Raw genomic sequence first — 13,063 nt, forward strand, 5'->3', positions numbered from 1 at the left:
CAGCCGCCAGCGCGGGATCAACTGGCGGCAACCGTCCGGGGAGATTTCCTTCTACCCCGTTTTGATTGCTGGAAGATTACGCTCTCTGCATGCCAGTTACAAACGAGTAATCGAAACATCGTCTGTGAGTTATACTCACACCATGAGTACTTACCCCCCTCTTAATGCGCTGCGGATATTCGAGGCCGCAGCAAGGCTGGAAAGCTTTTCCTCGGCAGCCGACGAGCTGTTCGTTACCCACGGTGCTGTGAGCAAGCAGATCAAGCAGCTGGAAGAATGGCTGGGCGTACGCCTGTTCGAGCGCGCCGGCGGACGGGTGAAGCTGACCGACACCGGCTGGCGCTACCTGATCCAGGTGCAGGACGGACTGGACCTGATCGCCAATGCCACCTCGCAGTTGCTGCAACCGGACAACCAGCGCCGGCTGACCATCAACTCCACCCCCACCATGGCCATGCACTGGCTGATGCCGCGCCTGCATGTGTTTCGCGAAAGCTACCCGGATGTAGAACTGCACCTGGTGACATCCGACCGCGACATCAGCCGCCTGGACAGCCCGTTTGACATTGCCATCCGACGCGGCCCCGGCGACTGGCCTGGCCATATTGCCAAACCGTTTCTGGAAGAATGCGAGCTGCCCTTGTGTTCGCCCGCGCTGCTCAAGCGTTTTCCGATTGAAAGCCCGGCCGATCTGACTCAGCACACCCTGCTGTACGCCGACACGCGTCCCACCGCCTGGCAACGCTGGCTGACCCTGGCTGGCGTGCCCGAGCTGAAACCGGCCTGCGGCCTGCATTTCGACCGTTTCTCACTGGCCTTGCAAGCGGCACTGGATGGTCTTGGCGTGGCACTGGGGCCATTACCGATGGCGCAGGCGCTGGTGGATTCCGGCCAGCTGGTGGCACCGCTTTCCAGCCCGGTGGTGCCGGTGCGGGATTATTGCTGGATCGTTCCGCGCACCGCCTCGGGGGATTCAACAGTGGCCTCGTTCTGCCGCTGGCTGGAACAGGAAGCCGGCCAGATGCGGCCCTTTCCCGCGGCTGGGTTGAATGCCAACATGATTGCCCACGCCTTCCCGGCGGATTAACCCTGCCTGCACCGGCCCTGACTGGTGCGGGAATCAGGGCGCAGGAGTCAGGCCGATTTCCCGTATTTCGGCCGGGGCGATTTCACGCGGCAGCCACTTGTTGTAGATGCGGCGGAAGCTGCCATCTTTTTTCATGGCGGCCAGCGCGTCGTACCAGCGCTGGATCACCTTTCCCGAGGTACCACGGGAAAATGCCAGATACAGCTCCAGCGACTCCAGCACCTTCACCACTTCCACTGCGTCTGGTGGCTGATGGATGTCCTTCAGCACCGCCCCCACCACAAAACTGCCCTCCACCCACAAGTCATAACGTCCGCCCAGTAGTTTTTGCGCCGTTACCTGTGGCGTGGGCGCCAGATCGACTTCAACAAATCCTGCCGCTGCCGCCGCATCGGCAAAAATACTGCCCCGATATGCCCCCACCGGCCTGCTGTACAGCGCCGTCCCCGAGGCCAACAGCCCTGCTGCCTCGCCCTTGCGACACAGCAGCACGGTTTGCGAAATGGCTACCGGCCCGACCAGCGTCATGATTTTTTCGCGCGCATCGCTGCGCCCCACGGTAAACAGCATGACATTGGGCGTGGTTTCCAGTTCGCGGTAGCCTCGCACCCAGGGCACGACATCAATACCGCCATTGTCATGGATGCGACTCTGGATCTCCCTGACCACTTCCACCGCCATGCCATCGGCCACGCCATGCCGCGAAAAGGTGATCGGCGGCCACTCTTCCGTGTAGATGGACAGTGCAACAACAGGCAGCGAGTTCAGCAACAGGATGAGTAGCAGAATCAGGCGCATGGCAGCTCTCGTCACGAAATCATCTTTTATTGATAGCTGTTTGCGCATGACGATGCAGGCATATTCGTTATAATGACCGCCTGACATGAAATTCGCTGTGCCAGAACCAGGTCTGTTTTGCACATCCACCGCACGCAAGGAACGACATGAGCCGCATCACCCTTTCCCGCTTTCTGATCGAACAACAGCGCAAGGCGGGCACCCTGCCGCCGGAACTGCGCCTGCTGATCGAAACCGTTGGCCGCGCTTGTAAAGCCATCAGCTACTCCGTGAACAAGGGGGCATTGGCCGGCATTCTGGGTGAGGCCGGCACCGGCAACATCCAGGGCGAGGCACAAAAGAAACTGGACGTGATTGCCAACGACTTCCTGCTGGACGCCAATGAATGGGGCGGCAGCCTAGCCGCCATGGCATCGGAAGAAATGGAACTGCCCTATCACATTCCGGGCGAATACCCGAAGGGTGAATACCTGCTGATGTTCGACCCGCTGGATGGTTCTTCCAACATCGATGTCAATATCTCTGTTGGTACCATTTTCTCCATTCTGCGCTGCCCGGAAGGCATTGATCACCCGACCGAAGAAGCCTTCTTGCAACCGGGCACCAAACAGGTTGCCGCCGGTTACACCGTTTACGGCCCGCAAACCATGCTGGTGCTGACCTTTGGCAGCGGCGTACACGGCTTTACGCTGGATCGCGAACACGGCTCCTTCGTGCTGACCCACTCCGACATGCAGGTTCCGGAAAGTACGCAGGAATTTGCCATCAACATGTCCAATATGCGTCACTGGGAAGCCCCGGTAAAACGCTATGTCGACGAAATGCTGGCAGGCAAGACCGGCCCGCTGGGCAAGGATTACAACATGCGCTGGGTGGCTTCCATGGTGGCCGAAGTGCATCGCATCATCACCCGCGGCGGCATTTTCATGTATCCGAAAGATGCCCGCGACCCGGGCAAGGCCGGCAAGCTGCGCATCATGTATGAAGGCAACCCGATGGCCTTCATCATCGAACAGGCCGGTGGCGCAGCCACCAATGGTTATCAGCGCATCATGGATATCCAGCCGCAAGGCTTGCACGAACGTGTGGCGGTATTCCTGGGCTCCAAGGAAGAAGTTGAGCGCATTACCCGCTACCATCAGGAACAGTAATCAAATCAACCCTGTCGCTTGCGGCAGGTTTTTTTCATTGGCAATACTGACAGTTGCGCCAAGCGGCCTATAGTGAATCAACGTTTATCAGATAACGGATACCACGCATGCTGTCTACCCAACACCTGATTGTCGCTCTGGCAGAAAATTCTTCCGTGCAAGCGCAGATCATTCGCAACGCGCTGGGCGAACTGGGCATTACGCGCATGGAGGTATTTGAGACCGGCTCAGACTTGCTGGACTACATCAGCCAGTACAAGCCTGATGTGGTGATGAGTGCCTTTCACCTGCCGGACATGACGGCGGGCGAAATGATTTTCCGTATGCGCGGCCATCTGGAATTGCGTGACATCCCCTTCATTCTGGTGTCCAGCGAGACGAATCCCGAGTTGATAGACCCTATGCGCCAGGCCGGGCTGATGGGTATTCTGCCCAAGCCCTTCGACCTGCCCCAGCTGCGCAAGGTCATCAACGACACCATGGACTTCCTGTCCGTCAACCAGAGTGACAACGACGGCGATATTGACTACGCCGACCTGAACATTCTGCTGGTGGATGACAGCGTGATGGCACGCCGCCATATCCGCACCGTGCTGGAACGACTGGGTTTCGAGAAGATTACCGAATCCTGGAGCGGCAAGGATGCCCTGCCGCTGATAGACAGCACGCTGTTTGACCTGGTGCTGACCGACTACAACATGCCGATGATGGACGGTTGCGAGCTGACCCGCTACATCCGCACCAACAGCATGCAAAGCTCGGTGCCGGTCATCATGATTTCCAGCGAGGAAAACATGGAAAAACTGGCCGCCGCCGAAGCTGCCGGCGTATCGGCCATCATGGGCAAACCCTTCGAAACCTCGGCGGTGCGCCAGATTCTGCGCACCCAGCTGGCGCAGCGCTGATCAGCGCGGCATCACCCACACCAGGCGTGAGCCGCCCTGTGCGTCGCTCAGCGCCTGGCGTCGCCAGTAGCCCTGACTGGCATACACCGTGCCATCCTCGGCCACTCCTGCCATGCGGCAATAGCTGACCTCCTGAAAACCCGCCTGCAACAATTGGCTGCGGCCCTTCTTGCGCGACTTGAAGCAAGTCGGATGACTGGCCAGTGCCACCGCATCAGCCGGGGCAGATTCCTCCCAGCCACGCACCATTTCCAGCTTGGGCTGGGTCATGACAGCCAGTCCACCCAATACCGTGCTCAACAGCGCATGCCATTCCGGTGCCACCGTTGCCATTGGTGCGGCCAGTTCTCCGGGGTAATTCACCAGCAAAGCCAGGGTTTGCTCGTCCTGTGCCAGCCAGTCGCTTCCCGGCAGGGAGAAATCGGTCGCAATCAGCAGCAAGGCCACCGCACGGCTTTCCGGCAGGTGCATGACAAAAGCAGCGCCTTGCTCACCGGCATGCAAGAAGAAGGCTTCGGCAGGCAGGGTGAGGCGATCCGGCATATTGCCTGGCAAGCGGGTATGCGACAGCGCCTGCATCAGGGCGGAATCCAGATGCGCCATGACCCGGCCATGACGGCAAAACTGGCCATAGGCATCGGCCAGCCGCTGTTCAGTGGCAATGCGTGCCGATGCAGCCGGATACACCTGGGCTGCGCGTTCCAGTTCGCGCGCCACCAGCGCCATGCCTTCCTGTTGTACGGCTTCGGCTTGCACTGCCTGGGTATAGAGTTGCCCGACACGTCTGGCCCAAGGCCGCGTGGCGGCATAACGTTGCACGGCGTAAAGCATTTGGATGACAGCCCCCGGACAAGAAAAAAGGGCCGCATTGTAAGCGCAAGATGTGGTTTACCGCCAGTCCGGGCAAGGAGACGCAGTCGCACGGGCAGTGAATCAGGCCTGGCTGTTACCGCTGGAAATAAAGGAATAGCGGCAGATATCCTCGCGCCGCTGCCAGCCCTGCTTGTCCCAGAAACTCTGCGCAGCCGTATTGCTGCGAAAAACATCAAGATGGGTCTTGGCGATACCCTGGCGTGCCAGTTCGGCAATGCAGGCATCCACCAGACGACGCGCCAGCCCCTGACGGCGGTAGGCAGGCAACACCAGCAAATGCTGCAGATAACCACGCCGGCCATCGTGGCCGGACATCACACAGCCCACGATCTGGCCGTCGCACTCGGCCACAAAGCTCAGGCCGGGGTTGCGCGCCAGATAACGCGCGGTGGCTTCTGCCGAATCCGCATCGCGAATGGAAATACCAGGGGTTTGCTGCATCAGTTGCAGCACGGTGGGGTAATCATCCAGCGTCATCAATCGAATGACAGGCATGAAAGTCCTTTCCTTGAGGCACACGCATCATGTTATGCCCGCAGGCCGCAGTCAGAAAAGGCCGGTGCAAATGCACCGGCCCTCAGGCTACTGACAAAGTGAGTTGCCGCAACTTCAACGGACCCGGCATAGCCGCCCGCTGGATGAAGCGACTGATTGCGCAGTCGCCCCATCCCTTCCCTCCCCCCTGCTCTTACCCTGCCAATTGCAGCAGCGAGCCTCGTTTTCTTTCCAGGAAGCGAAAGGGGTTTCGGGCCAGCCATCAGCCGGTGACAACGGCTTAATGCCGCCGTGCCAGACGCTGCAATACCGCTACCAGGGTATCGACTTCCTCGCAGGTGTTATAGAAAGCCAGCGAAGGCCGTACCGTGGCTTCCAGCCCGAAGCGCCGCAGAATCGGTTGGGCGCAGTGGTGGCCGGAGCGCACCGCAATGCCTTCCTGATTCAGCGCCTTGCCCACTTCCTCGGTGCGATAACCCGGCAGCACGAAGGACAGCACGCTGGCCTTGTTGGCTGCCGTGCCGACCAGGCGCAAACCCGGTACCGATTGCAGGCCGTGGGTGGCATACACCAGCAGGTCGTGCTCGTAGTGGGCAATGGCTTCCAGCCCGATACGCTCGACATAGTCGATGGCTGCGCCCAGGCCCACCGCGTCCGCGATATTGCCAGTGCCCGCCTCGAACTTGTTGGGTGCCGGCTGATACAGCGTTTTCTCGAAGGTGACATCGGCAATCATGTTGCCACCCCCTTGCCACGGCGGCATGCTGTCCAGCAATTCCTTCTTGCCGTACACCACGCCAATGCCGGTGGGTGCAAACACCTTGTGCCCGGAGAACACAAAGAAGTCTGCATCCAGCGCCTGCACGTTCACCCGCATGTGCGAGACCGACTGCGCCCCGTCCACCAGCACCCGCGCCCCGGCGGCATGCGCCAGCGCCACGATTTCCTGCACCGGCGTCACCGTGCCCAGCGCATTGGATACCTGGGTGATGGCCACCAGTCTGGTGCGGCTGTTCAGCAGCTTGCGGTATTCGTCGAGCAGGATCTGGCCGCTGTCATCCACCGGAATCACCCGGATTTTGGCTCCGCTGGCTGCTGCCAGCATCTGCCAGGGCACGATGTTGGCGTGGTGCTCCAGCTGCGACACCACGATTTCATCGCCAGCGCCGATATTCTGGCGCCCCCAGGTATTGGCCACCAGATTGATGGCCTCGGTGGCACCGCGCACGAAAATCACCTGATCCGGGCTGGGAGAGCCGATGAAACGCGCCACCTTGTTACGGGCCGCTTCGTAGGCATCCGTCGCCCGCGCTGCCAGCTCATGCGCGGCACGGTGGATGTTGGAGTTTTCGTGCTGGTAGAAATAGGCCAGCCGGTCGATTACCGCTTGCGGCTTGTGCGTGGTGGCGGCGTTATCCAGCCAGATCAACGGCTTGCCGTTCACCCGTTCGGCCAGGATAGGGAAGTCACGTCGCACGGCATTTACATCGAAGCCATGGCCGCGACTGGCCACCTTGCGGTCGAAATCCGGCGCCTTGCCATGCTGCGGCCACTCTTCGACAAAGTAATAGCCATGGCTATTACCCTGCGCCGGTGCCGCTGCCACCGGCTGGCGACTGTCACCGGCCAGCAAGGCGCGCAGCTCATCCGCCCCCGGCAGGCCAAAGGACTGTGCCGTTACCCGGTCATCCACCGCCACATCCGGTGCTGCGGAGGGATAAGCCGAGGACTCACCGATAAAGTAATACGGCGAAGACGGCACGGCTGCTCCGGCAAAGGACGGGGCCGAAGGCTGGGCTGCGGCCAGTTGCGGAATGACCGCTCCATAGCCCTCCGGGACAGCATAGGCATGCGGGCCACTACGGCCAAAGCCATCCAGCGCAGCCGGTTCCGGCGTATGCGCGGCGGCAGCGGCCGGTTGTGGCGACAGCTGCGGACCGGCGACATCCAGATTCAGCCCATTGGACGCCGCTGGCGCACTGCCCGGCACCTGACCCGGCAAGGCGCTGAAGAAGGCATTGGCCAGATTCGCCAGCTGGGCGACATCCGGCAGGCCGTCTGGCAGGCCGGAAGGCTTACTTGTAGGTATCTGGGTAGTCATGGTACTTGCCAATCTCCACGTCTTCGAGCACGGCCAGCGCATCTTCGGTCAGCACGGCCAGCGAGCAATACAGCGAAATCAGGTAGGACGCGATGGCGTTGCGGTTGATGCCCATGAAGCGCACCGACAGGCCCGGGCTCTGTTCGCCAGCCACACCCGGCTGGTACAGGCCGATGACGCCCTGACGCTTTTCACCCACGCGCAGCAGCAGGATCTTGGTCTTGCCGTCTTCGTCGATCGGCAGCTTGTCCGACGGGATGATGGGTACACCGCGCCAGGTGATGAACTGCGAACCGAACAGGCTTACAGTCGGCGGCGGCACGCCACGACGGGTGCATTCGCGACCGAAGGCGGCAATGGCCAGCGGGTGGGCGAGGAAGAAGCCCGGTTCTTTCCATACCTTGGTCAACAGCTCGTCCAGATCGTCCGGGGTCGGTGCGCCGGTCAGGGTGGAGATGCGCTGGGTTTCGTCCACATTGGCCAGCAAGCCGTATTCCGGGTTGTTGATCAGCTCGGATTCCTGACGCTCCTTGATGGTTTCAATGGTCAGGCGCAGCTGTTCCTTGATCTGGTCGTGCGGGCTGCTGTACAGGTCGGACACACGGGTGTGCACGTCCAGCACGGTGGTCACCGCATTGAGGAACAGTTCGCGCGGCTGTTCTTCGTAATCGACAAAGGTTTGCGGCAGTTCGGATTCATCGCGCTGCGAGCAGGCCACCTGCACGCCAGCGGCATTTTTCACCCGGTTCAGACGGAAAATGCCCGCTTCTACCGGCGACCATTGCAGCAGGTGCACCAGCCAGCGCGGGCTGATGGTGGACAACTGCGGTACGGTTTTGGTGGCATTGGCTAGCTGGCGCGCTGCGTTGTCGCCCAGTGCCTGTTTGACGTCCTGATGTTGAGACATGTCTGCTCCATAAGGTGGTTAAAAAAACAATCTGCAGGCTGCACAAACCCCTTGCCGGCAACCTGCAGGCAATACTCCGCCCAGCCCGGCAGCATGCCGTAGCGCGGTGGGGTAATTCATCGGAATTGTCTTAAATGAGTAAAAGAGAGGGCCTGAATCAGCCTTGCAAGCTGGCCTGGGTAATCTGACTGCCCGGCGGCACACTGCGGGTGAGCCAGACATTGCCGCCTATGCTGGAACCACGCCCGATGGTGATGCGCCCGAGCACGGTGGCCCCGGCGTAAATCACCACATCGTCTTCCACAATTGGATGGCGCGGCTGGCCCTTGAGCAGGCTGCCATCCTCGCCCTGTTCGAAGCGCTTGGCACCCAGGGTGACCGCCTGATACAGCCGCACCCGCTCACCGATGACAGCGGTTTCGCCTATCACCACGCCAGTGCCGTGATCGATGAAAAAGCCGGCACCGATCTGCGCGCCGGGGTGAATGTCGATACCGGTTTCACCATGGGCGATTTCGGCGATGATGCGGGCAATAAGGGGCAAACCTGCGCGATACAGCAGGTGCGCCAGACGGTGATGCAGAATGGCGTTGATGCCGGGGTAGCACAACAGGACTTCATCCACACTGCGCGCTGCCGGGTCGCCCTGCCAGGCGGCAGTGATGTCGGCATCCAGCAGGCGGCGCTGGTCGGGCAAGGCAGCAGCAAACTGCTGGATGATGGCCACCGCCTGCGCCTCACTGTCCTCTGCCGTCATCCCGTTCAGGCGGGCGCTGTAGCGCAGCTCCAGCACCACTTGCGCTGCCAGCGCATCCAGCGCCACCGCGAGGCTATGGCCGACAAAAAAGTCTTCGCTGCTGTCGCGTAGCCCCGGTGGACCCAGCCGCATCGGGAACAGCGCGGCAGCCAGCGTGGCGACGATATCGCGCAAGGCGGCGCGAGACGGAAATTCTCTGGTGGAAAAATCCCGCAAGCGGCCCTGGCTTTGCCGCCAGTCGGCACGCGCCGCATGCAGGGCGCTGACTACACTGTCCAGATGCCAGTCGTGTACCACCGGCTGGGAGGGACCAAAGGGGCGGACCAGATCATTCATGGCTTCACTCGCTCTATCGTCAGTCGGGCCTGGGCCGGGTTTCAGTCTTGCTGCCAGGGCAGGTTCCAGTAGCGCCAGCCACCCACATCACCGCGCTGGTTCTGGCTGTCCAGATCGCCCTCGAAACCTTCCAGCACGTTGTACACCTGGGTAAAGCCGGCCTTGGCAGCTGCCTCGGCCGCGGCGGCGGAACGCTTGCCACTGCGGCACAGCAGCACCACGATGCTGTCCTTGCCGCCGGTCTTGTTTTCCAGCTCGCGCAGGAAACGCGGATTCTTGATCAGCGCCGTACCGGTCTGCCAGGCCACATGCAGCGAGCCTGGTACCTGGCCGACGAATTTGCGCTCTTCTGCGGTACGCACATCCACCAGCGTGGCCACACCGGCCTCCACCAGCGACCAGGCTTCCAGCGGGTAGAGTGCGCCGGTATAGGCAAGGCCGCTGTCTGCCGCACGCAGGCGGGCAATTTCCAGCAGTTCTTCGCTGGCACTGACTGCGTCGGTGGCACTGAGTTGATGGCCGCTAGGTCCGGCCTGGTTGGTATTCGGGGTGATGCTGGAGGTGGTGTTGGTGTGCAGTTGCGTCATGTTGGTCTCCCTGACTGGTGCCATCTGGCTTGCAGACCAATATACGCGGCAGCGTGCTGCCGACTAAGCAAGAAAAACTGCAGTGATTATGAAGAAAATAGATAACCATGCCGTTCTTATGGAATTTTCTGGCATAGCAAAATGAATACGCTTATCAATAGCTTGCATGTACTTAAAAAAGCATCAGAAAGCGTAATAGAAAGCCGTGCAAATACAAAACGGGATGGCGTTTGCCATCCCGTTTTCAGTCAGCAGTGCGTATCAAGTTCGGATCAGAAAGCCGGAATCACTGCGCCCTGGTACTTGGTTTCGATGAACTTCTTGGCTTCCGGGCTGTTCAGCGCAGCAGCCAGCTTCTTGATGGCGGCGCTGTCCTTGTTGTCCGGACGGGCTACCAGCAGGTTGGCATACGGCGAGGTGGTTTCGGTGAACAGGCCATCCTTCTTCGGGTTCAGCTTGGCTTCCAGCGCGTAGTTGGCGTTGATCAGGGCGATATCAACCTGGTTCAGCACGCGCGGCAGGGTAGCGGCTTCCAGTTCCTTGATCTTGATGTTCTTCGGGTTGGACACGATGTCCTTGGTGGTCGGGTAGATGTTCTTGCGGTCCTTCAGCTTGATCACACCGCCCTGATCCAGCAGCAGCAGGGCACGGCCGGCATTGGTCGGGTCATTCGGGATGGCCACGGTAGCGCCCTGCGGCAGGTCAGCCACTTTCTTGTACTTGCTGGAGTAAGCAGCAAACGGCTCGATGTGCACCGGCTTGGAAGCCACCACCAGATGGGTGCCACGATCCTTGTTGAACTTGTCCAGATACGGAATGTGCTGGAAGAAGTTGGCATCCAGCTGCTTTTCTTCTACCTGGGTGTTAGGCAGCACGTAGTCGTTGAACACCTTTACTTGCAAATCCACACCTTGCTTGGCCAGGGTAGGCTTCAGGGCTTCCAGGATTTCAGCATGCGGTACCGGGGAAGCAGCAACAACCAGTTTTACATTTTCGGCGTGTACGGCCAGTGCGGCCACGCTCAGGCTCAGTGCAGCAAACAGTTTGGAAACGCGTTTCATCGTTATTTTCTCCAGATCAATGGGCAAAGGGGGTCCATACAGCCGGTCAGGTCCGGCTGCACAGGGATTCACAACAAAGGGAATGCAGTAATGTGCTGGCGGCTGACTCAGCCAAAGCGACAGCGACGCACCAGGGCATCGCCCGCAGTTTGCAGGGCTTGCACCAGCACCAGCAGCAGGGCCACGGTGACGATCATCACCTCGGTCTGGAAGCGCTGATAGCCGTAGCGGATGGCCAGATCGCCCAGGCCACCGCCGCCGATCACACCGGACATGGCGGTATAACCCACCAGCGCCACGGCGGTAACGGTGGCCGCGCCAATCAGACCGGGCATGGCTTCGGGCAGCAGTACCTTGAACACGATCTGCGGCAGTTTGGCCCCCATGGACTGGCTGGCTTCAATCACGCCGCGGTCGATTTCGCGCAGCACGTTTTCCACCAGGCGGCCAAAGAAGGGAATGGCCCCCACCACCAGCGGCACGATGGCACCGGCCACGCCGATGGAGGTACCCACCAGCAGCAGGGTGAGCGGAATCAGCACGATCAGCAAAATGACAAACGGCAAGGAGCGCAGCACGTTCACCAGGAAAGACAGCACCGCATACAGACGCGGGCGGGCGCGCAGCTGGCCCGGTGCGCTGATGTACAGCAGCACGCCCAGCGGCAGGCCGAACACAATGGTAAACAGCAGGGACACGCCCAGCATGGTCAGGGTATCCAGGGTGGCAGTGCCGATTTCCGGCCAGTCCACCGTCAACAACAGGCTTGGGTCGAATCCGCTCATGCCAGCACCTCGCAACGTACACCCTCGCGGGCAAAAATCTCCGGCAGGGCCGGCAGTTCCACATCAGACGCCACCACGCCCACCAGCAGCTGGCCGCAAGGGGTGTCACGGATTTCGCTCAAGGTGCCGCTGAGCAGGTTGACGCGCAGGCCGGTTCCGCGGCCTACCTTGTCCAGCACCGGGCTGAGCGTGGGTTCACCGACAAAGGTGAGCTTGAGCAGCGGCACGCCAATGCGCGCACGCCAGGCGTCCACCCGCTCGCCCTGGCCAAAACCGGTTTCGGCCAGCAGGCTGCGGGTGACGGCATGCTGCGGTTGCAGGAACACATCCAGCACGCTGCCCTTTTCCACCACCTTGCCGTGATCCATCACCGACACGTGATCGCACAGCTGGCGAATCACGCGCATGTCGTGGGTAATCAGCACGATGGTGAGATTGAGCTGACGGTTGATGTCGGCCAGCAGGGCCAGAATCGAATCCGTAGTTTCCGGGTCCAGTGCTGACGTTGCTTCGTCACACAGCAGCAGGTCCGGGTGATTGGCCAGCGCACGGGCAATGCCCACGCGCTGCTTTTGCCCGCCAGACAATTGCGACGGACGTTTGTCCTTGTGATCGGCGAGGCCCACCAGTTGCAGCAATTCGTCCACCCGCGCGTCCATTTGCGCCGGGCTAAGCGTACCGGCCAGCTCCAGCGGGAAGCGTACATTGCCGCCCACGGTGCGCGAACGCAGCAGATTGAAATGCTGGAACACCATGCCGATGCGCTGGCGGCGCAGTTGCAGCTCGGCTTCCGGCAAGGCGGTGAGTTCCTGCTCGCCCAGCGTCACGGTGCCGCTATCCGGACGCTCCAGCAGGTTGAGGCAACGAATCAGGGTACTTTTACCGGCCCCCGAGCGGCCGATGATGCCGTAGATTTCTCCGGCAGCCACTTGCAGGCTGACATCGTCCAGTGCGGCAATGCGGCGGCCTTCATGGCTGAAATGCTTGCTGAGATTGCGTACTTCTATCATACCGTCTGCGTTCTATCCCCTGCCCTGATCGGGCAGAAAGCGGGTGAGCGACGGGGGATAACCCGTCAGGAGTGGCAAGTCTAGCGGCTGCAAGCACAAACCAAAAATAATAAAAATTTCGTTGTATATCGTTTTGAAGAATATTGGATACAGAAAACTGCATGCACTCATCCTCCGCCGCACGCCAGCGCGCAGCCAGCTTGCGGCGGA

The 13,063-nt window shown here is 60.6% G+C and carries 13 protein-coding genes and 1 pseudogene; 3 read left to right on the plus strand and 11 right to left on the minus strand.

All coding sequences use genetic code 11. The annotated features are described in order from the left end of the window. The first annotated feature begins 142 nt into the window (after positions 1-142). On the plus strand, positions 143-1,087 hold the full coding sequence (gcvA, locus tag JHD62_RS04025) for a transcriptional regulator GcvA (RefSeq protein ID WP_199101866.1): 945 nt from the start codon (positions 143-145) through the stop codon (positions 1,085-1,087). A gap of 33 nt (positions 1,088-1,120) precedes the next feature. On the opposite strand, the gene JHD62_RS04030 is transcribed toward gcvA, so the two are convergent. Continuing rightward, the gene (locus JHD62_RS04030; protein ID WP_199101867.1) at positions 1,121-1,885 is read right to left on the minus strand and encodes an ABC transporter substrate-binding protein; all 765 of its coding nucleotides are present in this window, start codon (positions 1,883-1,885) and stop codon (positions 1,121-1,123) included. Positions 1,886-2,031: 146 nt separating this feature from the next. Here JHD62_RS04030 and JHD62_RS04035 point away from each other — a divergent pair, with 146 nt between their 5' ends. Together JHD62_RS04035 and JHD62_RS04040 are read left to right on the plus strand one after the other, a co-directional pair. Then, a complete protein-coding gene (locus tag JHD62_RS04035) occupies positions 2,032-3,036 on the plus strand; it encodes a class 1 fructose-bisphosphatase (protein ID WP_045844957.1) in 1,005 nt (334 codons plus the stop codon). Positions 3,037-3,143: 107 nt separating this feature from the next. Then, a complete protein-coding gene (locus JHD62_RS04040; protein ID WP_199101868.1) occupies positions 3,144-3,941 on the plus strand; it encodes a response regulator in 798 nt (265 codons plus the stop codon). Here the strand turns inward: JHD62_RS04040 and JHD62_RS04045 are convergent, their stop codons facing one another. The 10 genes and pseudogenes from JHD62_RS04045 to JHD62_RS04085 all read right to left on the minus strand — a co-directional run. Next, positions 3,942-4,760, minus strand: coding sequence for a hypothetical protein (locus JHD62_RS04045; protein WP_370541025.1), 819 nt, complete (start codon positions 4,758-4,760; stop codon positions 3,942-3,944). 114 nt (positions 4,761-4,874) lie between these two features. Then, positions 4,875-5,309: a GNAT family N-acetyltransferase gene (locus JHD62_RS04050; RefSeq protein WP_199101870.1), complete on the minus strand. Its 435-nt coding sequence runs from the start codon at positions 5,307-5,309 to the stop codon at positions 4,875-4,877. A 280-nt stretch (positions 5,310-5,589) separates the two neighbouring features. Continuing rightward, positions 5,590-7,410, minus strand: coding sequence for a family 2A encapsulin nanocompartment cargo protein cysteine desulfurase (locus JHD62_RS04055; RefSeq protein WP_199101871.1), 1,821 nt, complete (start codon positions 7,408-7,410; stop codon positions 5,590-5,592). Then, positions 7,385-8,317 (minus strand): family 2A encapsulin nanocompartment shell protein, encoded by a 933-nt coding sequence (locus tag JHD62_RS04060; RefSeq protein ID WP_199101872.1) that lies wholly within the window; start codon positions 8,315-8,317, stop codon positions 7,385-7,387. Before JHD62_RS04060 ends, JHD62_RS04055 begins: the two co-directional genes overlap by 26 nt. A gap of 157 nt (positions 8,318-8,474) precedes the next feature. Further along, positions 8,475-9,410: a serine O-acetyltransferase EpsC gene (epsC, locus tag JHD62_RS04065; protein WP_199101873.1), complete on the minus strand. Its 936-nt coding sequence runs from the start codon at positions 9,408-9,410 to the stop codon at positions 8,475-8,477. 41 nt (positions 9,411-9,451) lie between these two features. Continuing rightward, positions 9,452-9,997, minus strand: coding sequence for a rhodanese-like domain-containing protein (locus JHD62_RS04070; RefSeq protein WP_199101874.1), 546 nt, complete (start codon positions 9,995-9,997; stop codon positions 9,452-9,454). A 272-nt stretch (positions 9,998-10,269) separates the two neighbouring features. Further along, a complete protein-coding gene (locus tag JHD62_RS04075; protein WP_059285570.1) occupies positions 10,270-11,058 on the minus strand; it encodes a MetQ/NlpA family ABC transporter substrate-binding protein in 789 nt (262 codons plus the stop codon). Between the two features lie 107 nt (positions 11,059-11,165). Continuing rightward, positions 11,166-11,843, minus strand: a complete 678-nt coding sequence (locus JHD62_RS04080; protein ID WP_045844950.1) for a methionine ABC transporter permease — start codon at positions 11,841-11,843, stop codon at positions 11,166-11,168. Continuing rightward, positions 11,840-12,097: an NIL domain-containing protein gene (locus JHD62_RS23040; RefSeq protein WP_370541026.1), complete on the minus strand. Its 258-nt coding sequence runs from the start codon at positions 12,095-12,097 to the stop codon at positions 11,840-11,842. The genes JHD62_RS04080 and JHD62_RS23040 overlap by 4 nt, the downstream gene beginning before the upstream one ends. Positions 12,098-12,121: 24 nt before the next feature. Then, positions 12,122-12,853 (minus strand): annotated as a pseudogene (locus JHD62_RS04085) (methionine ABC transporter ATP-binding protein); the annotation flags it as partial. Positions 12,854-13,063 lie beyond the last annotated feature (210 nt).

It is taken from the genome of Aquitalea sp. ASV11 (genome assembly GCF_016429185.1).
In the GTDB taxonomy this organism is placed as follows: domain Bacteria; phylum Pseudomonadota; class Gammaproteobacteria; order Burkholderiales; family Chromobacteriaceae; genus Aquitalea; species Aquitalea pelogenes.